This window comes from Amycolatopsis sp. VC5-11 (assembly GCF_037034185.1).
Classification (GTDB): Bacteria; Actinomycetota; Actinomycetes; order Mycobacteriales; family Pseudonocardiaceae; genus Amycolatopsis; species Amycolatopsis nivea.
Genome location: NZ_JBAGKF010000005.1, coordinates 348,685 through 370,286, shown reverse-complemented (window position 1 = coordinate 370,286; position 21,602 = coordinate 348,685). Strand labels below are relative to the sequence as shown.

Sequence of the window (21,602 nt, the reverse complement as noted above, 5' to 3'; positions counted from 1 at the left end):
CCGGAAGCACGCGGAGGCGATCAATCCCGCTCACTCCAGCAGCGCGAAGCCCGACTCGTACCGCGTCTTGCCGAGCGCCGCCACCACGATCTGGAGGAACCCCATCGCCTCGAGTTCCCTTGCGCGGGTCAGCGGGCCGACGTCGACCGCGCGCATTCCCGCCGCCTCGATGAACTCCGCGACGGCCATCTTCGCCTCGGCGTAGTCACCGGCGAACAGGACGGTCGTGCGCGTCGTGCCGTTCGTGCCGCTGACGAGCGTGTCTCCGAGATTGACGTTGAACGCCTTGACGACGGCCGTGCCCGCGGGCAGCAGCTTCACGAGTTCGGCCGCGGTGGACGAATCAGCGGGTGATTTCAGCCGGTCGTAGGTGGAGAAATCGATGGGGTTGCTGATGTCGATGACGACCTTTTCGCGGAACTGCTCCCGATAGTGCTCGACGATGCCCGGATACGCTCCGTAGGGAACGGCGAGCACGACCAGGTCTCCGGTGAGCTTGTCGCCCATGACGCCGTAGCCGGGACCAGGACGCGCCGCGGACCTGCTTTCCGCACTGCGCTTGATGATCTGGACGCTTGCGCCTGCCCGGGCCGCGACCTCCGCGATCGCCCCGCTCATCTTGCCGCTGCCGATGATGCTGATCGAGGTCATGCGACCGGTACCCCCTGAAATCGGTTGAGCGCCTGTTCGGCCACCTTCTGTGCGTCGTAGTCGAATACCGCGCTCCGCCGGAAATCGCGCCCGACCCGGAGATCGGCGTCGCGCTTCTCGAGGTCCGCGAATTCGTACTGCGCGTCGAACATGGCACCGGCCCGGCGAGAGCCGTTCTGCAGGATTGCCGTGCGTTGCATGCGGACCGAGGTGTAGCGCCTGAACGCCTCGGGAATGTCGGCGACGCTGTCGGCCGCCGCGAGGAACGTCGCGAGCGCCATGCTGTCCTCGATCGCCTGGTTCACCCCCTGTCCCTGGTGCGGCAGCATCGTGTGCGCCGCGTCGCCGAGCAAGGTGATCGGCCCTCGGGACCAGTTGGCGAGAGGTTCGTGGTCGAAGAGGCCCCACCAGAAGGTGTGCTCGATGCGCCCGATGAACTCCTGGAGTTTCGGGTCCCAGTCCGCGCCCGCGAATTCGGCGGCGAGTTCGCCGACCGCCGCCGGGCCGGACCAGGCCCCGTCGAGCGGCCGGTCGCTCGGGATGCCTGCGACGAAGTTGAACAGCTTCCGCTGCTGCAGCGGATAGCACATGAAGTGCCGCCGGTTGCCCATCCACACCTGGCTGATCATGGGCCAGTCGCCGGGCAGGCGGGACGCGTCGACCACTCCGCGATAGACGATGTACCCGGAGTAGACCGGCTCTGGGAACTGGCCGACGGCTCCCCGCACCACCGAATGGATGCCGTCCGCTCCGATCACGGCGTCGAACACGCCGTCCGCGCCGTTCTCGAACTCGACGCGGACGCCGGAGCCCAGTGGCTCCACGGAAACCAGCCGGTGGCCGAGACGGATGGTCGCCGGATCGACCTCCTGCGCCAAGGCGTCGATCAGGTCCGGGCGGTACATGCCGATGTTCCGGTGCTGCTTGGCCGAGTCCTCCCAGGCCGCGTCGGTCACCAGACCGCCCATGGCGTTCAGGTAGACGCCGTGCCCGTCCGGGACCGCTCCGACCCGCCTGATCCGATCGAGCACGCCGAGTCTCTCGAGGACGCGCGCGGCGTTCGGCGCGACCGTGACCCCCGCGCCCACTTCGCCCAGCTTGCCCGCCTGCTCGAACACGGTGGCCCGTACTCCGGCGATCTTCCGCAGCGCGATCGCGGCCGTCAGCCCGCCCATCCCTCCGCCGATGATCGCGATGCGAGTGTCCTGACTTGCCACTGCTTCTCCCCCAAAGTCCTTGCCAGCCCTCCGTTCGGAGGGATCGGGAAGCTGTTCCTCCCATCATGCGAGGCCTTCCTCTGCGTGTAAATCGTGGTAATGTGAGGATGTAATTCGGCTGAACTGAAGAAGGGGAAGGGCAGCCATCTCCGAGGTGAGCCTGCGGCAACTCGAACTGTTCGCGGCACTGCCGAACTTCCCCACGCTCAGCGCGGCCGCGGCGCACTTGCACATCTCGGAATCCGCGCTGTCGCAGGCCGTGTCGAGCCTCGAGAGCGCCGTGGGCGAGCAGCTGTGCGTGCGGCGCAAGGCCAGAGGGCTCACGCTCACTCCGACCGGTCAGGATTTCGCCAGACGGGCGCGTCAGATTGTGGCCGACACGCACGAACTCGTCCTGAACGCCGGGCGCGAACAGGAGCTGCGGGGTCCGGTGCGGCTCGGCTGCTACTCGAGCTTCGCCGCGAACGTGGTGCCGGAGCTTCTCGAGGGCTTTCCCAAGCGCCATCCCGGCGTGAGCATCGGGATCACGGTGGGCACCAACGAAGAGCTGCTCTCCGATCTCGAGGCAGGGCGGCTCGACGTGGCCCTCGTGTACGACGTGTCGCTGCCGACCGGATGCCGCCGCCGCAGGATCTACGCGACCGAACTCGAGGCGCACCTGCCTCCCGGGCATCCGCTCGCGGCGGCCGAAACAGTGGACCTGGCGGATCTCGCCGACGAGCCCTACATCCAGTACGACGCGACACCGGGCGTCCGCAACGTGGCGGACGCGTTCACCGCGCGCGGCCTGGAGCCCAAGATCGAAGCCAGGGTCTCCCAGATCGGCCTCGTCGAGGCACTGGTGGGCCGCGGACTCGGCTACGGGCTGCTCATGTCCCGGCCCCACGCGCTCCCCATGAGCATCGAGGGACGACCGGTCGTCATCCGGCCCCTCGACCCCCCGGTCACGGTGACCCACGTAGTGGGGATCTGGCCGGCGGACATGAAGCTCACTCCGCGCGCCTCCGCCCTTCTCGACTTCGCCGCCGAACGGCTCGGCGAGCACTGGGCCGCCGACGCGATTCCGGTTCGGACGGCATCCAAGGACTCGGCCGCGCCTGCAGCGGAGCGTTAGGAATTCCTCGGCGTCCCGGACGCGCGGAAGCGGCGCCGCGCTCCGCGAGCGGCACCGCTTCCGGCGATCAGGAACCCAAGGCTTTCCAGGCGACGTCAGCGATCAACGCCTGCCCTTTCGCGCTCGGGTGGAAGTAATCCACAGTGGACACATCGCTCGGATCGAACCGAGCCGCGAAACCCGCGCCTCCGTCGTACTGGCACTGGGCGAACTCGGCGCAGACCGCGGCGAGCTGGGCGTTGTAGTCGACGATCCGCTGCCGGAACGCGTCGCGCCGCTGCTGGTCGGCCGGGGCGGTCGAGGTCGGGTTCGCCAGCAGTGCATCGCATTCATGGAAGGTGCCCCACTTCGCGACCGCGGATTCGTTGGTGTGCAAGGCATCCCAGAGCTGGTAAATGTCCGGAATGGACGCCACCTTGACTTGAGCGCCGGGCACTCCTTCCTGCAGAGTCGTCATCGCCTCCTTGAACTGGTTCGCGAACGTCGTCACCTCCGTGCCGCCGCTGCAGGCGTCGTTGTTGCCCATCAGGACGGTGACCAGGTCGACGCGGCTGGCGACGGCGACCTTCGCCTGTCTCGGCAGGTCCTTCATCCGGGCGCCGGTCAGCGCGAAGTTGTGGTTCGCGATGTCCGGCTTCCGCAGCCGCTGGTAGTAGCTGTCGACGTCGGTGCCGGTGGCCCACGAATTGCGGACGCAGTCCGTCCATGGCAGCAGACAGGTGTTGAACGCCCGCGTCATCGAATCGCCGAGCGCGGCCATCGAGGTCGGCGACTCGGCGGCGCCGGCCGGTTGGCACCCGAGGACGGCGGCCGTGAACGCGAGAACCGCGATGATCGCCCTACGCACTGTCGGCCCGGCTGTTGCGCGCGAAATCCGACCACGCCGCGGTGTCCTGCTGCAGCCCGGGTTTCGGGCCGTAGAACACGCTCTTCGCTGCCTGGTCGCCAGTCAGGTGATACTGCAGCCAGGCGGTGATCGCGCCGACGAGCCGGTACCGCGTGTCGCCCTGCAAGAAGTGCGTGGCGCTGCGCAGCTGCCCGTAGACGGCAGGCACCTGATCGCACGCGTCGAAACGCGCGCGGACATAGAGCGCCGGGACGATGATGTCCGCCTGCCCCGACACGAAGAACGCCGGACCGTGCAACGCGCCCACGGTGCCCTGTGGCCCCGGCATGATCGGGATCGTGGTCTTGACCAACGGGTCGGCACCGGCCGCGATCGCACCGCCGCCGCCCTGGGAGTGCCCGGCGGCGGCGATCTGCCCGGTGTCGATGCGGTTCTGGAAAACGCTGCCCTGTCGGGAGTTCTCGGCGATCAGATACTTCGCCCCGTCGAGCATCTCGATGCCGGAGCCGGACTGTCCGGTGTTCGCGGCCGCGACGACGTAACCCCAAGTGGCGAGGTGGGTGAACAGGAGCTCGTACTGGTCGACGGTGGCACCGGTTCCGTTGCCCCAGATCAGCACCGGATGTTTGGCGGTGCTCGAAGCGAGGTCGGCGGGGTAATAGAGGGTGTGCGCGCTGTCGCCAGCTGCTTTCACGGGCTGGTGCGGCCCGTCCTTCTCGTAGTCGCGGGCGGTGGCCGCGACGCTCGGCAAAGCCGCCGCGGCCACCCCCGGCACCAGCGCGACCGCGACCGCCGCCGTGGTCGTCGCCAGGAGGGATCTCCGGCTGAACGAACGCATGTCGGACTCCGGGATCAGTTGTAGAAGTGGATGTAGCGGAACGACGAAGCGTTCACGTCGTGCACGAGGTAGTGGCCGTCGCCGGTCCAGTTGTAGTCCTCGACGGTGACCGTCCCGTTGTGGACGCTGTCGACGATGGCAACGTGGCCGTAGGTGCCGTTGTCGGTCTGGGCGATCGAACCCGCCGTCGGGGTGTTGTCGACGCGGTAGCCGTGGTTGCGGGCGTTGTCGTCCCAGTATTTCGCGTCGCCGTAGTTGTTCGCGCTTTCGCCGTGGCGCGCGATGTTGAAGGCCGCCCACGAGACGCACTCGCGGTTGTACATGTTCCAGTCGTCGACGACCGAGTCCTGCGGGACGTCGCGCCACTTCGAGGGGTAGATGTCGCCGATGGTGCCCGCCGTCGACGAGGCCGGGACGGTTCCGAAGTGAGCGGCCATCGACGTCGACGCAGCAGCGGACGCGGTCGCCGTGGAGGCGGAGGCGGTACCGGTTCCGCTGACCGCGAAGGCGGCCGCGGCGGCGAGGGCGAGTACGGCACGGGAGGATCGGCGCATGGGGAGGGCCTTTCTTGCTTCGGGGAGTAAGTGCGCCGTGACGGTAAGTCGCTGATCACCTTCGAACCAGACCTTTGTGGACGACTGGTCCGCCGCTGATCGTCTTCCCTGGTCGGGGCTTCCCGTTCACAGAATTGCTCACCACTGCCATCCGGTGCCGTAGATGCCGGGCCGGACGTCGCGCAGAGCCAGCGTCGTCGTGTGCGTCGCACCGGCGGACAGCGCGCTGCCGGGATGTTCGGGACCGCCGAGCCCGCGCTGCTCGAACGACCGGACCCGGCGCGGGACGCGCGGTCCGAAGCTCACCTGGCAGACGTACTCCGCGACGGGCCGGGTGAACCGGCGGTGGTAGTGGTCGATCGGCGGACCCGGCGGGAACCGGACCTCGTACTCCACGATCGTCACCTCGCCCAGCGCCAGGGCCCGCTCCAGCCGCAGTTCGCCCGCGATCATGCCGGTTTCCCGGTCGACGCAGACCCGGCCGACCCGCGCCGACCGCGCGCTGCGGTAAACCGGGTCGGCGGTCAGGAACGAGTCGGCCTGGTAGTAGGCCATCAGGCGGTCCACGCCGTCGACGGCGGCCTCGGCGACCATCCGGACCTGCAGCGCGCGCTCGCCGCCGTGCTCGTCGAGCAGCATCCGGTCGTGGATCGACCAGAACGACAGCTGTCCGTCCGGCGGCGGTTTCAGCTCGGCGGAGAACGCCCGCAGCTGCGGCCACAGCCGGCGGCGCTCGATCCGGCAGGCGGGTTCGCCGAGCCAGCGCCCGCGCGGCGCCTTGGGGCCGAGCCTCGACGTCAGCGTCCCGGGTTCGAGGCTCAGCACGGATTCGAGCTGCGCGACAGCGGCGATCGACGTCTCGCGTTCCGGTTGCGACCGGCCGCGCCGCCAGTAGGACAGCGCCGAGCGCGAAAGCCGCACCCCGCGCGCGGCGAGGTGGTGCTGGAGCCGGTCGAGCGACAGTCCGGATTCCTCGATCGCGGTGTCCAGCGTGACCGCGAACGAGCCCGCGGAAGGCCGAGTCACGTTTCCAGGATGATCTCACTGGCGGGCGTTCCGGAACCTCCGAAAGTCCGCAGTTACCCCCGGTATCCGACGAACGACGCTGGTCCGGCGGATACCGGCGCACCACAGTGGACGTCGTGCCCTCGTTCGCCGACGCCTTGGACGCCGCCATCAGCGGTGCCGGGCTCACCCTGGACCGGCTGCGCGAGCATCTGGCGGCCCGCGGGGTGACGGTGTCGCGCAGCGCACTGGCGTACTGGCGGACCGGCCGGTCGCTGCCGGGCCGCGAGACGTCGCTGCACGCGGTCGTCGAACTCGAGCAGGTGCTCGGCCTCGGCGCGGGCCGCCTCACGTCGCTGCTCGGGCCGCAGGACCGCCAAGGTTCGCGCCCGCAGCGGACTCCCCTGCTCGAACGGCGCCGGCTGTGGCCGTCGGTGCGGCCCTCGTCGCTCGAATTCGACCTGCCGCCGGAGGACCAGGTGCGGCTGCGGTCGGTGCACGACGAACTTCTCGTGGACGACGACCGGCAGGAACGCCTGCTCAGAGTGCGCGTGGTGGCCGAGGCCGCCGTGGACGGGGTCGTCCGGATGGCCGCCTACTACCAGACCGAAGACCGCGCGCGGCAGCCTCCGCGCTTCGCCGCCGGGCACTGCTGCCGCGCGGGCCGGACCCGGGTCGACGCGGTCAGCGGGCTCCTGATCGCGGAGTTGTTCTTCGACCGGGAACTGCGGGCCGGAGAGGTCGCGGCAGTGGAGTACGAATTCGTGTTCCCGCACGGCCGCCCGGTGCGGGGATACCACCGCAGGCTCACCCGGCCCGCTCCCCTGTACACCTGCCGGGTGCAATTCGGCTCGGACATTCCGGAAAGCGTTCGCCGTTTCGAACAACGCGACCTCGCCGCACCCCGCCGAAAAGTGGAAGAACTGCGCGCGGCAGGCAGCGGCTCGGTGACGCTGGCGGCGAGGGACGTCGGCGCCGGGATCATCGGCGTCGAGTGGACCTGGTAGCAATTCTGTGAACACAGCCCGCTGAGCTGGGGATACCCCGGCAGCGCGGCGCAGTTTCCACTTTTCGTGGCAGAGGCCGGAACGCGGTTCTTACCGTGCGCAGTGCTGTATTCCTCCTCACAACTCCGGAGCAGCACATGCGAAGTCCAGCTCTCCTCGTAGCCGCTTTCCTGACGACAGCGGCACTTTCCCCGCCGACAGCCACCGCAGCCCAGCCGTTGGTCCCGCTGAACAACGCCCCCGCTGTCCCCGCGGGCGCCACCGCGGACAGTTCCGCTCTGCCCGGCCAAGTCACCGTGTCCGTCGCGCTCAAGCCCCACGACGCAGCGGGAGCCGAGCGGTACGTCGCCGACACGGCCAACCCGAAATCCCCGCTGTACCACCACTATTTGAGCGCCGCCGAATACACCGACCGGTTCGGTCCCACCGCCGGCGCGGTCAGCCAGGTGCGGAAGTACTTGACCGGCAAGGGATTGCGCATCGACGACGTCACCGGCAACCGCCAGGTCGTCACCGCGTCCGGCACGCCCGCGGAAGTGGAAAACGCGTTCAGCACCTCGCTTTCCGGCTTCCGGTCCGCCAAGGGCGAGCGGTTTTTCAACGCTACCAAGGCAACCGCGGTCCCCTCGGACATCGCAGCCGTCGTCCGCGGGGTCACCGGCCTGACGAACCGGCCCGCCGCGCACCGGGCAAGCGCACCGGCGGGCCCGTCCGGTCCCGGCGGCGGCTACACCCCGGCGCAGCTGCGCACCGCCTACAGCATGACCGGCGTCTCCGGCAGCTACGACGGTTCCGGCGAAACGGTCGGGCTGATCGAGTTCGACACGTTCAAGCAGTCCGACATCGACGCCTGGACGCAGTACTTCAAGCAACCCGCGGTCACGCCGGAAGTCGTCAAGGTGGACGGCGGGGTCCCGAATCCGGGCGGCGACCAGATGGAAGTCACGCTCGACGTCCAGGCCGTCGCGGCGACCGCGCCGAAGGCCAAGCAGGTCGTCTACTCCGCGCCGAACTCCGACCAGGCGTGGGTGCACGAAATGGCGCAGATCGCGTCGGACAACAAGATCACCGTCCTTTCCGGATCGTGGCTCAACGGCGAACTCTGCGAATCCAGCCCGATCGCGGCCTCGCACGATTCCTACACGCAACTCGCCGCGCAGGGCGTCACGATGTTCTCCGCGTCCGGCGACTGGGGCGGCACCGGCTGCGGCTACCAGGGCGACAACAAGACGATCCAGGCCGACTACCCGGCGAGCGACCCGCTGTTCACCGGCGTCGGCGGCACCCAGCTGCGGACGTCCGACAGCGCGGGCACGTGGCAGTCGGAATCGTGCTGGAACCAGGGCGGCAGCGGCAATACCCGGTCAGGGGGCGGGTATTCGAAGATCTACTCGCGCCCGGACTGGCAGCCCGGCACCAACCAGTACCGCTCGGTTCCGGACGTTTCGATGGTCGCCGACTACGGCGCCGGCGCGTTGTCGGTGTACATGAACGGCGGCTGGCTCGACGTCGGCGGCACCAGCCTGTCGTCCCCGCTCTGGGCGGGCTACGCGGCGATGCTGAACCAGAAATCCCTCAGCGGCGGCAAATCCCGGCTCGGCCAGCTCAACCCGAGCCTCTACCGGATCGCCGGTTCGGCGGACTACGCCTCGACGTTCCACGACGTCACCTCGGGCGGCAACGGCACCTACAACGCGGGCACCGGCTACGACCTGTGCACCGGCTGGGGTTCCCCGAAGGCCGACGCGCTGGCCTCGAAGCTGACCGGCGGCGACACCCCGCCTCCGGCGCAGGACTTCACGCTGTCCGCCTCGCCGTCTTCCGGCAGCGTCGCCGCGGGCAGTTCGGCGAGCACGACCGTCACCGCTAACGCGCCCTCCGCTGCTTCGCCAAGCGTCGTAGGCGGTACTCCGACCACCACGGCGGATCATCCCTTCATCATCTCGATGCGCCGCGAAGGTTCGGCCTTCCCCGGACAGCAGTCCTGCACCGGCACGCTGTTCGGACCGCACACCGTGCTGCTGGCCGCGCATTGCCTGCTGGAGAAACCCGGTCACAAGTGGTTCGTCTACGGCGACGACGACCTCACGCAGAACACCGGCACCACCGCCGAAATCGCGTCGCAGTGGGTGCATCCGGACTACACGGACTGGAGCATCGGCGCGGACGTCGCGGTCGTGACCCTCGACAAGGACATGCCGGTCCCCGCCGGGATCACGTACCCGAAGCTCAACACCGACCCGAGCCTCGACGCGCCCGGCACCAAGGGCGTTTCGATCGGCTGGGGCGAAACCGGCGCGAACACCTACAGCAACGTGCTGCGGCAGGCCGACGTGCCGGTCGCCGAGGACAGCGCCTGCAAGGGCCGGTTCACCGATCCCCACGGGCAGGAGGAGTACAAGACCCCGGCGATGCTCTGCACCGGATACGCCGACCACCACGCCGGCGCGTGCGTCGGCGACAGCGGCGGACCGTACCTGGTCGGCAACACGGTCGTCGGGGTGTTCTCGTGGATGTCCACCTCGTGCGACTGGTACGCCGTCTACGCCCGGGTCTCCACCTACGCCGCGGACCTCGCCCCGCACCTGCCGGGCGGCGACAACCCGCCGCCGCCGACCGGGTCGATCGGCCTGACCGCCGCCGGACTGCCCTCGGGCGCGACGGCGACGTTCAGCCCGGCGAGCGTCGACCTCGGCGGCCGCTCCACGCTCACGATCGCCACGAGCGCGAGCACTCCGGCCGGAACGTACGACGTCACGATCTCCGGCAAGAGCCCGAAATCGACGCAGACGACGCACTACCAGCTGACCGTCACCGGCGGGCAGCCCTCGGCCCTGATGCTGGCGGCCCCGGGCAACCAGGACAGCTGGACCGGCAAAGCGGTGAACCTGCAGCTGAAGGCCTCCGGCGGCGCCAGCCCGTACCGGTGGTCGTCGACCGCTCTCGCCCCGGGCCTGACGCTCGACCCGGCGACCGGAATCGTGTCCGGAACGCCGACGCGCGCCGACAGCAGGCAGGTGACCGTCACGGTCACTGACGCGTCCGGGAAGTCTGCCGCGACGACGTTCTTCTGGTTCGTTTTCGGCTGAGTTCCTTGCCCCGCACCGAGATGCCGTCCCCTTCCAGGGGGCGGCATCTCGAGTTTTCCATCCCGGCGCGATCGAGCGAATGCCCGTTATGCCCCGTTACGCACTGGACGGGGCAATTCACCGCGGCCGCCGCGGGCTGTGCGCACTCGGACACCAGATGCTGATCACGACGCTACCCGGACGCAGAGTCCGCGGGGTCGAATGCCGGGGTACCCGCCCCCGGCCCGGAAGGCCCGCGCCATGCCGATTCCCGTATCCGAAGCTCTCGACCTGCAGGCGGACGTCGCCGACGGAAAGATCGAGGACCTGCGCCGTCCCGGCCGCTACCTGGTGAGCTCGATGCTCGCCGGGGCGTTCATCGGCGTGGCGGTCGTGCTGCTGCTGTCCGCGACCGGACCTCTCAACGCGGCGAGTTCGCCGTGGACGAAAACGGTGCAGGGCCTCGTGTTCGGGATCGCGCTGACCGCCGTGGTGTTCGCCGGCGCCGAATTGTCCACCGGGAACATGATGACGATGGTGCAGGGCGCGTTCGTCCGGCGGCGCGGCGCCGGTGCGGCCGCGGCGGTGATCGTGGTGTCGTTCGTCGGCAACCTGCTCGGTTCGCTCGTCTTCGCCTGGCTCGTGCACGAGGGCGGAGTGCTGTCCGTAGGCGGCTCCGCCGGGCACCCCGGTCCGGGCGCGGCTCTGCTCGCGAGCCTGGTCAAGGCGAAAACCGCGGAATCGGCGAGTGCGCTGTTCTTCCGCGGCGTGCTGTGCAACTTCCTGGTCTGCCTCGCCGTGTGGATGGCCGCGCGCACGAAGTCGGACGGCGCGAAGCTGGCGCTGATCTTCTGGTGCCTGCTCGCGTTCGTCAGCTCCGGATTCGAGCACGTGGTCGCCAACATGACGACCTACACCCTCGGCCTCCTGGACGGCGTGCCCGGCGCGACGATCGGCGCGTTCGGCCGCAACCTGCTGTTCGTCGGGCTGGGAAACCTGGTCGGCGGCGGGCTTCTCGTCGGAGCCGCGTACGTCCTGCTGGGCAACCGGTCCCGTGTGACCGCCGCCCCGGCCCCGGCTGCGGAAGAACTCGCGACCACCGGCAGCTGACCCGGGCGCGGTCGGCGCCGGGCTGCGGCACCGGTCTCGGAAGAGGCCGATGCCGCAGCCCGGACGGGTCACCCGGTGACGAGCGACAGGCCGTAGGTCTGCAGGATCTCGTTCACCGGCTGGAACCAGGTCTCGCCGCCGGTGCTGCAGTTGCCGAAGCCGCCCGAAGTGACGCCCTGGGCTTGGTCGCCGGTGATGAACGAGCCGCCGGAGTCGCCGGGTTCCGCGCACGCGTTGGTGTGCGTCGCCTGGTAGACCGCGCCCTGGGCGTAGTTGATGGTCTCGTTCAATCCCAGCACGGTGCCGCAGTGCCAATGCGAGGTCGAGCCGGAGCGGCAGATCGACGAACCGGCAGGCGCGACGGCCGACCCGCGGACGATCACGTCGCTGACCGTGCCCCAGCCGAGCACGACGGGGGCGGTCCACCAGCCGTTGCCGATGGTGATGTAGGAGTAGTCGTTGCCGGGGAAGGAAGATCCGGCGAACGTGCCCATCGCCGAGTTGTCCCAGCCGACGACGGAGCTGCCCTTGCTGCCGCAGTGCCCGGCGCTGACAAACCCGCCGTGCACCGAGAAACCGATGGAGCAGCGGGTGTTTCCGTTGATGTAGTAGGGATCCCCGCCGACGGTGCCTGCCGAGAAGGTCTGCGGCCGGGCGCCGGACGCCACGGTCACCGGACCTGCTTCACGGGCTCGCGCGAGGAAGGCGTCGACATCCGGACCGTGCGCGCCCGGCTGGAGGGTGACGACCACACTGCCGCTGCGGGGATCCGCGTGCCAGCCGCTGACCGAGGCCGGGGCTCGTTTCGCTTTCGCGGCGGTGTCGATGGCCGTCTTCGCCGCGTCCAGCGCCGCGGCGGTGACCTTTGCCGGAACAGTTTCCGCGCCAGTCCGGTGAACGGCGTCGGCCACGGCCGGGTCCGTCACGCCGACGACCAGCTTGCCGCGCGCCGGGTCGAACCAGGCCCCGCCGAAGGCCGTTCCAGCCGCCTGCTGGGCCGCGGGCATCTGCTTCGACGCGGTCAGCTCCTGCCGGAGCCGGGTCTGCGCTTGTGCGGCACTGAGGCCGAGATCCCGTTGCATGGCCGAGATCAGTCCGGGCGACGCCTGGGCGGCGGGCGCGACCACGGCGGTGAGACTGGCCGCGAGAACGGCCGCACCGGTGAGGCTGAGGGTGATTCTTCGACGCATCGGAACTCCTCGAAGGCCGGGGGAAAGAAACCCACTGTCGGCCGAGTGTGCGGAGGGTGCGCGAAGCCGGTCCAGCGACGGCCCACGTTTTGTCCGAAACCTGTCGCCGCGACTGCTCCGTTCGTCCACTCCGGCACGGACTTCCGGGCAACTGGCGCGCCGGCGCCGCTCAGATGGGCGGGACGGGTGAACCGGACCGGAATCAACAGGGCTCGGGCAACAATGTCCCCATGTCTTCGATTGCGGCTTTCTCGGCCCTGTCCGTCCTCCTGGTCCTCATTCCCGGACCCGCGGTCATGCTGATCCTCAAGAGCGCGATCGCTCGCGGCCGGGGTCCGGCCCTGCTGACCGCGCTGGGAGTGCTGACAGCCGACCTGGTCTGGGCAGGCGCGTCCGTCGCCGGACTGACCGCACTGCTGGTGTCCTCGCAGGTGGCGTTCGACGTGGTCCGTTACCTGGGCGCCGCCTACCTGATCTTCCTGGGCGGCAAACTCCTGCTGACCCGCTCCGGGCCGGACTTGGCGGCGCTGACCACCGGCAGGCCGCGCAGCGGATGGCGCGCGTTCCGGGAAGGACTGCTCAGCGACTTGTCCAACCCCAAGACCGTCATCGTCTTCACCAGCGTCATCCCCCAATTCCTCCACCACGGCGCGCGACCCGTCGACACGCTGGTCCTCGGGGCAGCGTTCGCGGTGATCGGCTTCCTCTCCCTCACCAGCTACGCCCTCGTTTTCAGCGCCGCTGCCAGGATGCTGCGCAACGCACGAGTGGTCCGCGCAATTCTCCGGACGGGCGGCGCGATCCTCGCAGCGTTCGGCATCGGCCTAGCCGTCGAACGCCCCGCTGCGTAGGTGGTCTGCTGACCGCTTCCGGCGCTCCACTCAAGCGAGCGGAGTGTCGTCCAGAGCCTTCGCGAGATCCCCCGGCGTGTCGCAGAGGGCGACGGCACCGGCCTCCCGGAGTTCGTCGTCGCCGAAGCCACCGGAGCGGACGACGATCGCGGGCATCCCGGCTCGTTTCGCCGCTTCGACATCCCACACCGAGTCGCCGACCATGACCGCGGACGCGTCGGACGGGGCGCCCAGCTTCTTCAACGCCGCCTGCAGCAGATCCGGGGCCGGTTTGGACGCCTCGACGTCGGCACTGGTGGTCCAGTCGTCGACGAGGTCGCGCGCGTCGAGTTTGTCGAGGAAGACCTCCGCGTGACGCTGCTGAGCCGAACTGGCGAGCACCACCCGGTGGCCGCGCTCCTTGAGGGCCACGAGCAGATCGCGCGCGCCCGGCAACGGCGCCATCTCCTCGAGCAGCGCGTCGACCTCCTTGCCCTGCTGCTCCCGGGCCCGATCGCCCGCCCTGCGCTCCAGCTCCTCCCCGCCGACCGCGGCGACGAACTGGTCCCCGCCCATCCCGATCAACCGGTGCAGCCGCCACACCGGATACACCTCGCCCACCGACCGCAACGCCCGGTACCAGGCGAGAGCGTGGTGGTAGTTGGAATCGACGAGCGTCCCGTCGATGTCGAGGACGGCAATGGGGGAAGCAGTCACGATCACTGATTACCCACCGCCGCGGGAGTCAATCACCGGCGGCATCTCTCCGGACGACTCAAGCGCCGCCTTGGCCTGCCGCATCTCGTCCTCGACGTCCGGCCGCAGTGTCCGGCGCAAAACCGGCTCCGCGAACCACTTCAACGGCCCCTTGAACCCGCATCGCACAGTCCGGGTAACCGCAGTGCGCTCGCCCGAAGCCGCGCACACCCAGCTGGCGCTGAACTCGGAAACGAGATTGGCCAGCCGATTCGCCGGGATCGGCGGCAATCGCACGTCCACCCGCTCGCCCGGCGTGCGGGTCATCCGCGAAACCACCTTGGCCGCCGGGCCGGGAATGCCCGGAAGCCTGCTGCCGAAACGAAATTCGGTGACGTCCCCGGCGCGCCGCACCCATTCGATCGCACCGATCTTGCGGTCGACCGCCGCATAGGCACGGGGATCCATCACGAACTCGAGCACCCGGCCCGCCGGGCAGTTGATCGTCTCAGTCACCTGAACCTCGATCATTGGAAAGAGAGTACTCTCTCACTATGGCGCGTTCAACTCCCGGCGTGACGAGGCAGCACCTGGTCGAAGCGGCCACCCGGCTGTTCGCGGAAAGGGGTTTCGACAAAACCTCGACCGCCGACATCCAGCGAGCCTGCGGCCTCAACCCCGGCTCCGGGGCGCTGTACAAACACTTCCCCTCCAAGCGGGCGCTGCTGGAGGAAATCGTGCAGCAACACCTCGCGGGTATCAGCGACCGAAGCAGGCAAGCAATAGCGCTGCCCGAAGCACCGGAGAAGGCGCTTCCAGTGATCGCGCGGCTGGTTTGGGAGAGCATGCGCCAGGACCGCGCGGCCCTGCGCATCATTTTCCGCGAACTGGAACCGTTCCCTGACCTGCTGGAACAAATGTGGCACGGCGTGCTCGGTTCGGTCTACACAGCCGCGACGGAATGGATCGCCTCCGGCGTGCGACGCGGCGACTTCCAGGTCGAGGACCCCGAAGCCACCGCGTCGGTCTTGCTGGCTGCGCTGACCTACTACCCGATCCTCGACGCCCTCGTCGGGCACACACCGGGCGACGTGGGCGAGGAAGCCTTCCTGACCGCGTGGACGGCGCAGGCCCGGCTTTCGCTCGGACTCAAGGACGGGTGAATCCGTGCCCCGCAAAGGGCAGTCCTTCGTCGCCTTGGCCCGCTTCATCGGCGGCTTCGCGTTCCTCGGCTCTGTGGCGCATGAGCACAAAACCGCCTGGCTGAACCAGGACGCGGTGTACCCAGTCGGCGGCTTCTGGGGCCTCGACGTGGTCTTCCTCCTCCGGTCCGCGCTGACCGGACGCCATCACGGCCCGGCCGAACCGCCGGAGTCCTGACCGGGCCAGTTCACTGAGCGAGCGCTTACAATGAATCCGACGGGCGGACTCACCGGCCGGCGCGGGACTAGAGGAGGATCGCCGGATGACCACGCTCTCGGCCGACCTGTGGCCCGACGTGCAGCCTGAGACCGCGCGACGGCTGATGCTCGCCGGGGTGGAGTCGTTCGCCGAGCGCGGCTACCACGCCACCACCACGCGGGACATCGCCGGTGCGGCGGGGATGAGCCCGGCCGCGCTGTACGTGCACTTCCCGTCCAAAGCCGCGCTGCTTTTCGCGATCAGCCGCAACGGGCACGAGCAGACGCTGGCCCTCGTCGAGGACGTGATCGGGCGCGTCACCGGTCCGGTGGAGCGGATGCGGCTGCTCGTCGAGGATTTCGTCGCCTGGCACGCGCGGCGGCACACGGTCGCGCGGGTCGTGCAGTACGAGCTGAATGCGTTGCCGGAGAAGGAATACCAGGTCGTCGCGCAGCTTCGGCGGAAGATCGAGCAGCGCGTGCGCGAGGTGATCGCCGACGGGGTCGAGTCCGGTGCGTTCACCGTCGGCGACGTCGGGATCGCGGCGCGCGCGGTGCTGTCGCTGGGCGTCGACGTCGCGCGCTGGTACAGCGAACGGACCCGGCAGACCCCCACCGAACTCGGCAAGGAGTACGGCGAACTCGTCCTCCGCATGCTCGGCGCGGGCTAGAGCACCAGCACCAGCTTGCCCCGCGCCTGCCGCGACTGGCTCAGTTCGAGCGCGGCCCGCCAGTCGTCCAGCGGGAAAATCCGGGAAACCGGGATCGAAAACCGTCCCTCCGCCGCGAGCGACGCGAACTCGCCGAGGACGTCGTAGCGCGGCTGAGCGCCCGAGCTGACAATGGTCTGGACCCCGGGCTGGTCCGAGCTGAGGTCGAGCGTCAGCACGTGTCCGGGTTCCTTGACCGTGCGCACGAGTTCGGCCGCCTTGCCGCTGAACGGCGCCGCGTCCAGCACTCGATCGACCGGCCCCCCGGCCAGCGCCGTCACGCGTTCGGCGATTCCGTCCTGGTAGCCGGTGACTTCCGCACCAGCCGAACGGAGCGCGGCGGCGTGCGTTTCGCCCGCGGTGACGATCACGCGTGCCCCGCGCAGGAGCGCGATCTGCGCCGCGGCGAACCCGGTGGTGGTGCCCGCACCGTGTACGAGCAAGGTGCCGGAGCCGAGTGCGTCGAGCGCCGCGTAAGCCGTTCCGACCGCCATCGGCAGAGCCGCCGCGTGGACCGCATCGAGCCCGTCCGGCCGCGGGAACCACGTGTCGAGCAGCGCCTGTTCAGACGCGCCCGCGGTGGGGCCGGTGAACGGCGCGATGCCGAAAACCGGGTCGCCGACCTCGACGCTGGTCACGCCTTCGCCGAGCGCGTCGACCGTGCCGGACACCTCCAGGCCGATCCCGCGCGGCAGGTCACCGGCGAAGAGGCCCTCGCACAACGCCCAGTCCGCCGGGTTCAGACCGCACGCCTGGACCGCGACGCGGATCCGCCCCGGCCCGGGTTCGGGGACCGCGGCGTCCTCGACCCGCAGGACCTGGGCCGCAGGACCGTGTTCAGAGAAACGAAGGGTGCGCATCCGGCTGTCTCCTCGTGAGTGATGACAGAAGCTGTCGTCACTGACGCTACCAGAGTGATGACAGCATCTGCTGTCGCTACACTGGCCCCATGGCGCGATGGAAGGGCAACACCCGGAACCGGCTCGAGCAAGCCGCACTGGAGTTGTTCGAGGAACAGGGCTACGACCGCACGACGGTCGCGCAGATCGCCCAGCGCGCGAACCTCACCGAGCGGTCGTTCTACCGCTGGTTCGCGGACAAACGGGAAGTGCTGTTCGGCGGCAGCCAGGAACTGGAAACCGAATTCGTCACCGCGATCGACGCCGTCCCGCCAGGAACGCCCGCGCTGCCGACCCTGCTGGCCGCCTTCGCTACGGCGCCACGCGTATTCCGTCCGCGCGAATTCCTGCTGCGCCGAGCGACCGTGATCGCTGCCAATCCCCCGTTGCGTGAACGGGAATTGATCAAACTCGTCACCATTTCCGAAACCCTCACCAGCGCACTGAAAGACCGCGGCATCGATCCCCAAACCGCCCGGCTGGCCACCGACCTCGGACTCTCCGTCCTACGACTCGCCACCGAACGCTGGATGACCGAGAAACACCGCGACAGCAACAGTTTCCCCGGGGCCCTGTCAACCGCCGCCGCGGATTTGCTCGCCGTCGCCACCGGCGGAAGTCCGGCCTGACGTCGCCCGCGCGAATCGTTGCGCGATGTTCGCCATCCGGTCCAGCAATTCCGGCGGCCCGTCCTCCACCACGAAGTCGAATTCCCACTGCGCCAGGTAAAACGGAATGGATTCGAAGGTTTTCGCGCCGGTGCGGATCCGGCAGGTTTCGTCGTCGATCGGCTCGATCACCGCCGTCGTCGGGGAAATCCACGCCGTCAGCACTTCCGCCGGAGCCGACACGCGCAGCGTCACGATGTGCGGATACGGCGCGGTCGCGATCCGGCTCGACACGTAAGCGGCGAGGTCCTCGGCCGGCGGTTCCCTTGGCGTGAAACGGAAACTAGGCACCGGGAGACCGTCGATGCGGTCCAGCCGGAAGGTGCGCCAGTCGTCTCGGCCGAGGTCCCACGCGACGAGGTACCAGCGCCAGCCGGCGTGCACGAGCCGCAACGGTTCCACGTCGCGTTCGGTCACCTCGCCCGCGTGGGTGCCGTAGGTGAATCGCAGGCGCTCGTTGTCCCGGCACGCCGCCGCGACCACGGTCAGCAGCTCCGCGTCGATCGTCGGCCCGCCGCCGGGGATCCGGACCATCGCCGAATCCATCGCCCGCACCCGGTGCCGCAGCCGCGCGGGCAGCACCTGTTCGAGCTTCGCCAACGCCCGCACGGACGTCTCCTCGATGCCCGCCACCGTGCCGTTCGCCGCCGTGCGCAGGCCGACCGCCACCGCGACCGCCTCGTCGTCGTCCAGCAGCAGCGGCGGCAGCGCCGCACCGGAACCTAGCCGGTACCCGCCCGCGACCCCCGGCGTCGCGTGCACCGGATAACCGAGCTGCCGCAGCCGTTCGACGTCGCGGCGGATCGTCCGGACGTCGACCCCCAGCCGGCCCGCGAGGTCCGGACCAGGCCATTCGCGACGCGCCTGCAACAGCGAGAGCAGGCGCAACAGGCGTTCGGAGGTTCCGTACATGCCGAGCACTCTGCCACGCTTCGCGGACAGGTTCGGTCCTCGATCGCCAGGGCAACGCGGCGACGTGCGAAAGTGACGCATGCTCGACGACCTGCTCGCTGTCGCCCGCGAAGAGGCGGAAGCCGGAAAAGCCGAGGGCGGCGTGCCGATCGGCGCGGCCCTGTTCGACCGCGACGGGAAGCTGCTCGGCCGCGGCCACAACCGCCGCGTCCAGGACGGCGACCCGTCCCTGCACGCCGAAACCACCGCCTTCCGCGCCGCCGGCCGCCGCCCGCACTACCGCGACACGATCATGGTCACCACGCTGTCGCCGTGCTGGTATTGCAGCGGTCTGGTCCGGCAATTCGGCATCCCGCACGTGGTGATCGGCGAATCCCGCACCTTCACCGGCGGCCACGGCTGGCTCGCCGACCACGGCGTCCGCGTCGACCTCCTCGACGACCCCGCCTGCGTCGCCCTGATGACGGAATTCATCGAACGGGAACCGGCGCTCTGGTTCGAGGACATCGGCGAACCGACGTGACTCACGCCAGCGGCGAAAACTCCAGCGGCACCGCGATGACCGAGTCCGCGCCGAGAATCTCCTCCGGCGCGCCCGGCGGCGGCCACATCCCCTTCGCGTAGAGGTCGCGACGGATCGCGAGCCGTTCGTCCAAGCTCGCGAACGGCCAGATCTGGATGATCCGGTCCGGGCCGTCGAGCGCGTACATCACGACGGTCAGCGGATCGACCAGATGCCGCGCGGGCAACGCTTCGCGCCAGCCGTCGATCGTCGCGGTCAGACCGCCCGGCCGGAGGTGGTAGTCGCGGATCTCGTACACCGAGCCGTACGTTCCCGGCCGCACCGGCGGCACGAACGGGAACGGCGCGAAACTCTGCAGCGACAGGTCGGTCAGACAGCCGCCGCCGAACGGTTCGCGGCTGTGCCGGGCGCGCAAGCGTTCCTCGTCCAGCGCTTGCTGGTTCTCGAACCCGCGCAGCACGACCAGCCTGCCGAGCGGACCGTTTTCCGTCTGCCAGCAGCCGAGCAGTTCGCCGTGCCCCTCGACCCACGGCAGCACGCCTTCGACGGCTTTCGGCCCGTCGAGCAGCTGGAACGACAGAATCGCCAGCTCGTACCGGACAGCCTGCTGCTCCGGGGCGACGTCGGCACCGCTGATCCGGACCGGTTCGGTCATGACGCTCCCACTTCGTTCGCTCGCCCTTCCAGCCTGACACAGCCCCGCGACCGCGCTCGCTGAGCGGACTCGTCTGCCCTCCCGGCCACGCACCGCTTCCCGATCGTCCCGCTGACCGGCACCCCGGAACCTCCCGGCGACCTCGGCGCCCTCGGTGAGGTTTTTTCCCACTCCCGCCCATGTCTTGACACTTCTCAATGGTCTAGTCCATTGTGACTGCGCACACACTCCCCCGAGTGCCTGCGGGGCGCCGCCGCCACGTCCGGCTTCGCCAGGTGCTCCGATGACGCGTGCCGCGAGGTGCGCGTTCCCCCGTTGGAGGACCCATGAAATCCTTGCGCCGCACCAGTTCCCGCCGGAAACTCGCCGGACGTCTCGGCGTGCTGGCGCTCGCCGCGGGCGCCGCTTTGTCCACCGCGACCGGCACCGCCTCAGCCGCGGGAGACCCGGTCCTCGCGGCCCCGTACCTGTACCAGTGGGGCGGCCAGAGCGATCCGTCCGCCGCGATGGACGCGACCGGCGTCAGCGCGTTCACCCTCGCGTTCATGCTTTCCGGCGGCGGCTGCACGCCCGCCTGGGACGGCAACCGCCCGCTCGACGGGACCGACGCCGCGATGATCCAGAAGATCCGCTCCGCGGGCGGCGACGTGATCCCGTCGTTCGGCGGCTGGCAGGGCAACAAACTGGGCCCGAACTGCGGATCGCCGGAGGAACTGGCCGGCGCGTACCAGAAGGTGATCGACGCCTACGACCTCAAGGCGATCGACCTCGACATCGAGAACACCGACGAGTTCGAGAACGCGGCGGTGCAGGACCGCATCCTCGGCGCGGTCAAGATCGTCAAGGAGAAGAACCCGAACGTGCGCGTCGTGATCACCATGGGCACCACGCCGCAGGGCCCGAACGACTGGGGCAAGCGCCTGGTCTCGCAGGCGAAGGCACTGGGCGCGGACGTCGACGTGTGGTCGCTCATGCCGTTCGACTTCTCCAACGGCGGCGACATGGTCGCGATGACGAAATCCGCGGTCGACGGCCTGGTCGGCGAACTGAAGTCGACGTTCGGCTGGGACGACGCCACCGCCTACCACCGCGCCGGACTGTCGTCGATGAACGGCAAGACCGACCGCGCGGGCGAGGTCGTGTCGGTCGCGGACTTCACCGCGATCCGCGACTGGGCCGCCGAACACCACCTGGGCCGCGTCACGTTCTGGGCGACAAACCGCGACTGCGGCGGCTGCAGCGGGATCGACCAGGAGAACTACGCGTTCACGAAGGTCGTGGCCGGGTACAACGGCTGATCGCGGGGCCGGGCTGGGTTGAGCCAGGCGACGGTTCGGGCGAGGCGGGTTAGGTCGAGCAGCGATCCTGCCGACCTGGGCCGAACTGGCAGCGGTCCGGCCCCAGCCCGGCTCGGCGCCGGTCCGGCCGACGCGCGCTAAGCCGGGCAGCGATCCTGCCGACCTCGGCCGAACTGACGGCGGCTCGACTGGCCCTGGCCCGGCTGGGCAGCGATTGGGCTGGCCCGGATCAAGCCGGGCAGCAACTCCGCCGACTCGGGTCAGGTTGGCGGGTTCGACCGGCCCGGATCAAACCGACGGCGGTTCAGCTGAGCGAACCGGGCACCGTTCGAGCGAAGACTCGCGGGTCACCCCGGTGGACTGAACCACCTGGTGCACGCCTGGATCGCGGCCGCCGGGTCTGGCGACGG

The 21,602-nt window shown here is 69.5% G+C and carries 23 protein-coding genes; 11 read left to right on the top strand and 12 right to left on the bottom strand.

Features of this window, described 5'->3' with window-relative positions; genetic code table 11:
- Window positions 1–30 precede the first annotated feature (30 nt).
- Complete coding sequence (locus tag WA670_RS18895) at window positions 31–651, bottom strand: NADPH-dependent F420 reductase (RefSeq protein WP_336158380.1); 621 nt, start codon at window positions 649–651, stop codon at window positions 31–33.
- The gene (locus tag WA670_RS18890; protein WP_336158379.1) at window positions 648–1,868 is read right to left on the bottom strand and encodes an FAD-dependent monooxygenase; all 1,221 of its coding nucleotides are present in this window, start codon (window positions 1,866–1,868) and stop codon (window positions 648–650) included. The genes WA670_RS18895 and WA670_RS18890 overlap by 4 nt, the downstream gene beginning before the upstream one ends.
- 154 nt (window positions 1,869–2,022) lie before the next feature.
- On the opposite strand from WA670_RS18890, the gene WA670_RS18885 reads away from it, so the two are divergent.
- A complete protein-coding gene (locus WA670_RS18885) occupies window positions 2,023–2,982 on the top strand; it encodes a LysR family transcriptional regulator (protein WP_336158378.1) in 960 nt (319 codons plus the stop codon).
- Window positions 2,983–3,049: 67 nt separating this feature from the next.
- On the opposite strand, the gene WA670_RS18880 is transcribed toward WA670_RS18885, so the two are convergent.
- The 4 genes from WA670_RS18880 to WA670_RS18865 form a co-directional block, all read right to left on the bottom strand.
- Window positions 3,050–3,829, bottom strand: a complete 780-nt coding sequence (locus WA670_RS18880; RefSeq protein ID WP_336158377.1) for an SGNH/GDSL hydrolase family protein — start codon at window positions 3,827–3,829, stop codon at window positions 3,050–3,052.
- On the bottom strand, window positions 3,822–4,667 hold the full coding sequence (locus WA670_RS18875) for a poly(ethylene terephthalate) hydrolase family protein (RefSeq protein WP_336158376.1): 846 nt from the start codon (window positions 4,665–4,667) through the stop codon (window positions 3,822–3,824). The genes WA670_RS18880 and WA670_RS18875 overlap by 8 nt, the downstream gene beginning before the upstream one ends.
- Before the next feature lie 14 nt (window positions 4,668–4,681).
- Entirely contained in the window at window positions 4,682–5,221 is a 540-nt protein-coding gene (locus tag WA670_RS18870; RefSeq protein WP_336158375.1) for a CHAP domain-containing protein, read from the bottom strand.
- Window positions 5,222–5,359: 138 nt separating this feature from the next.
- Complete coding sequence (locus WA670_RS18865) at window positions 5,360–6,247, bottom strand: XRE family transcriptional regulator (RefSeq protein ID WP_134734249.1); 888 nt, start codon at window positions 6,245–6,247, stop codon at window positions 5,360–5,362.
- A 116-nt stretch (window positions 6,248–6,363) separates the two neighbouring features.
- On the opposite strand from WA670_RS18865, the gene WA670_RS18860 reads away from it, so the two are divergent.
- The 3 genes from WA670_RS18860 to WA670_RS18850 all read left to right on the top strand — a co-directional run bounded on the left by WA670_RS18860 (window position 6,364) and on the right by WA670_RS18850 (window position 11,411).
- A complete protein-coding gene (locus tag WA670_RS18860) occupies window positions 6,364–7,233 on the top strand; it encodes an XRE family transcriptional regulator (RefSeq protein WP_336158374.1) in 870 nt (289 codons plus the stop codon).
- Between the two features lie 137 nt (window positions 7,234–7,370).
- Entirely contained in the window at window positions 7,371–10,322 is a 2,952-nt protein-coding gene (locus WA670_RS18855) for a trypsin-like serine protease (RefSeq protein WP_336158373.1), read from the top strand.
- Between the two features lie 240 nt (window positions 10,323–10,562).
- Window positions 10,563–11,411 carry a formate/nitrite transporter family protein gene (locus WA670_RS18850; protein ID WP_037814770.1) on the top strand — a complete coding sequence of 283 codons (849 nt, stop codon included), beginning with the start codon at window positions 10,563–10,565 and terminating at the stop codon, window positions 11,409–11,411.
- A gap of 68 nt (window positions 11,412–11,479) precedes the next feature.
- Here WA670_RS18850 and WA670_RS18845 read toward each other — a convergent pair whose 3' ends face one another.
- Window positions 11,480–12,601, bottom strand: a complete 1,122-nt coding sequence (locus WA670_RS18845; RefSeq protein WP_037814769.1) for a S1 family peptidase — start codon at window positions 12,599–12,601, stop codon at window positions 11,480–11,482.
- Window positions 12,602–12,831: 230 nt separating this feature from the next.
- Between WA670_RS18845 and WA670_RS18840 the strand changes: the two genes are divergently transcribed.
- Window positions 12,832–13,452 carry a LysE family translocator gene (locus tag WA670_RS18840; protein WP_134734253.1) on the top strand — a complete coding sequence of 207 codons (621 nt, stop codon included), beginning with the start codon at window positions 12,832–12,834 and terminating at the stop codon, window positions 13,450–13,452.
- 30 nt (window positions 13,453–13,482) lie between these two features.
- Here the strand turns inward: WA670_RS18840 and WA670_RS18835 are convergent, their stop codons facing one another.
- Together WA670_RS18835 and WA670_RS18830 are read right to left on the bottom strand one after the other, a co-directional pair.
- A complete protein-coding gene (locus tag WA670_RS18835; RefSeq protein WP_336158372.1) occupies window positions 13,483–14,148 on the bottom strand; it encodes an HAD family hydrolase in 666 nt (221 codons plus the stop codon).
- Between the two features lie 9 nt (window positions 14,149–14,157).
- Complete coding sequence (locus WA670_RS18830) at window positions 14,158–14,658, bottom strand: SRPBCC family protein (protein WP_336158371.1); 501 nt, start codon at window positions 14,656–14,658, stop codon at window positions 14,158–14,160.
- A gap of 23 nt (window positions 14,659–14,681) precedes the next feature.
- Between WA670_RS18830 and WA670_RS18825 the strand changes: the two genes are divergently transcribed.
- The 3 genes from WA670_RS18825 to WA670_RS18815 all read left to right on the top strand — a co-directional run bounded on the left by WA670_RS18825 (window position 14,682) and on the right by WA670_RS18815 (window position 16,198).
- Window positions 14,682–15,290: a TetR/AcrR family transcriptional regulator gene (locus WA670_RS18825; RefSeq protein WP_336158370.1), complete on the top strand. Its 609-nt coding sequence runs from the start codon at window positions 14,682–14,684 to the stop codon at window positions 15,288–15,290.
- A 4-nt stretch (window positions 15,291–15,294) separates the two neighbouring features.
- Entirely contained in the window at window positions 15,295–15,507 is a 213-nt protein-coding gene (locus tag WA670_RS18820; protein WP_336158369.1) for a hypothetical protein, read from the top strand.
- Window positions 15,508–15,592: 85 nt separating this feature from the next.
- Window positions 15,593–16,198, top strand: coding sequence for a TetR/AcrR family transcriptional regulator (locus WA670_RS18815; RefSeq protein ID WP_037814765.1), 606 nt, complete (start codon window positions 15,593–15,595; stop codon window positions 16,196–16,198).
- Here WA670_RS18815 and WA670_RS18810 read toward each other — a convergent pair.
- Complete coding sequence (locus WA670_RS18810) at window positions 16,195–17,097, bottom strand: NADP-dependent oxidoreductase (RefSeq protein WP_134730867.1); 903 nt, start codon at window positions 17,095–17,097, stop codon at window positions 16,195–16,197. The two genes, WA670_RS18815 and WA670_RS18810, sit on opposite strands and share 4 nt — an antisense overlap.
- 89 nt (window positions 17,098–17,186) lie before the next feature.
- Between WA670_RS18810 and WA670_RS18805 the strand changes: the two genes are divergently transcribed.
- Window positions 17,187–17,765 (top strand): TetR/AcrR family transcriptional regulator, encoded by a 579-nt coding sequence (locus WA670_RS18805; protein ID WP_336158368.1) that lies wholly within the window; start codon window positions 17,187–17,189, stop codon window positions 17,763–17,765.
- On the opposite strand, the gene WA670_RS18800 is transcribed toward WA670_RS18805, so the two are convergent.
- Window positions 17,712–18,716, bottom strand: a complete 1,005-nt coding sequence (locus tag WA670_RS18800; protein WP_275293927.1) for a helix-turn-helix transcriptional regulator — start codon at window positions 18,714–18,716, stop codon at window positions 17,712–17,714. The two genes, WA670_RS18805 and WA670_RS18800, sit on opposite strands and share 54 nt — an antisense overlap.
- Window positions 18,717–18,795: 79 nt before the next feature.
- Between WA670_RS18800 and WA670_RS18795 the strand changes: the two genes are divergently transcribed.
- The gene (locus tag WA670_RS18795) at window positions 18,796–19,239 is read left to right on the top strand and encodes a nucleoside deaminase (RefSeq protein ID WP_037814760.1); all 444 of its coding nucleotides are present in this window, start codon (window positions 18,796–18,798) and stop codon (window positions 19,237–19,239) included.
- A gap of 1 nt (window position 19,240) precedes the next feature.
- Here the strand turns inward: WA670_RS18795 and WA670_RS18790 are convergent, their stop codons facing one another.
- Window positions 19,241–19,894, bottom strand: a complete 654-nt coding sequence (locus WA670_RS18790; RefSeq protein ID WP_051729072.1) for an NIPSNAP family protein — start codon at window positions 19,892–19,894, stop codon at window positions 19,241–19,243.
- Window positions 19,895–20,220: 326 nt separating this feature from the next.
- On the opposite strand from WA670_RS18790, the gene WA670_RS18785 reads away from it, so the two are divergent.
- Window positions 20,221–21,192: a chitinase gene (locus WA670_RS18785; RefSeq protein ID WP_336158367.1), complete on the top strand. Its 972-nt coding sequence runs from the start codon at window positions 20,221–20,223 to the stop codon at window positions 21,190–21,192.
- Window positions 21,193–21,602: the final 410 nt, after the last annotated feature.

Excerpts from the sequence above, each read along its gene's own strand:
- WA670_RS18895 (WP_336158380.1), bottom strand. The coding sequence starts at position 651 with ATGACCTCGATCAGCATCATCGGCAGCGGCAAGATGAGCGGGGCGATC.
- WA670_RS18875 (WP_336158376.1), bottom strand. The coding sequence starts at position 4,667 with ATGCGTTCGTTCAGCCGGAGATCCCTCCTGGCGACGACCACGGCGGCG.
- WA670_RS18870 (WP_336158375.1), bottom strand. The coding sequence starts at position 5,221 with ATGCGCCGATCCTCCCGTGCCGTACTCGCCCTCGCCGCCGCGGCCGCC.
- WA670_RS18855 (WP_336158373.1), top strand. The coding sequence starts at position 7,371 with ATGCGAAGTCCAGCTCTCCTCGTAGCCGCTTTCCTGACGACAGCGGCA.
- WA670_RS18850 (WP_037814770.1), top strand. The coding sequence starts at position 10,563 with ATGCCGATTCCCGTATCCGAAGCTCTCGACCTGCAGGCGGACGTCGCC.
- WA670_RS18845 (WP_037814769.1), bottom strand. The coding sequence starts at position 12,601 with ATGCGTCGAAGAATCACCCTCAGCCTCACCGGTGCGGCCGTTCTCGCG.
- WA670_RS18840 (WP_134734253.1), top strand. The coding sequence starts at position 12,832 with ATGTCTTCGATTGCGGCTTTCTCGGCCCTGTCCGTCCTCCTGGTCCTC.
- WA670_RS18830 (WP_336158371.1), bottom strand. The coding sequence starts at position 14,658 with ATGATCGAGGTTCAGGTGACTGAGACGATCAACTGCCCGGCGGGCCGG.
- WA670_RS18825 (WP_336158370.1), top strand. The coding sequence starts at position 14,682 with ATGGCGCGTTCAACTCCCGGCGTGACGAGGCAGCACCTGGTCGAAGCG.
- WA670_RS18815 (WP_037814765.1), top strand. The coding sequence starts at position 15,593 with ATGACCACGCTCTCGGCCGACCTGTGGCCCGACGTGCAGCCTGAGACC.
- WA670_RS18810 (WP_134730867.1), bottom strand. The coding sequence starts at position 17,097 with ATGCGCACCCTTCGTTTCTCTGAACACGGTCCTGCGGCCCAGGTCCTG.
- WA670_RS18805 (WP_336158368.1), top strand. The coding sequence starts at position 17,187 with ATGGCGCGATGGAAGGGCAACACCCGGAACCGGCTCGAGCAAGCCGCA.
- WA670_RS18800 (WP_275293927.1), bottom strand. The coding sequence starts at position 18,716 with ATGTACGGAACCTCCGAACGCCTGTTGCGCCTGCTCTCGCTGTTGCAG.
- WA670_RS18795 (WP_037814760.1), top strand. The coding sequence starts at position 18,796 with ATGCTCGACGACCTGCTCGCTGTCGCCCGCGAAGAGGCGGAAGCCGGA.
- WA670_RS18790 (WP_051729072.1), bottom strand. The coding sequence starts at position 19,894 with ATGACCGAACCGGTCCGGATCAGCGGTGCCGACGTCGCCCCGGAGCAG.
- WA670_RS18785 (WP_336158367.1), top strand. The coding sequence starts at position 20,221 with ATGAAATCCTTGCGCCGCACCAGTTCCCGCCGGAAACTCGCCGGACGT.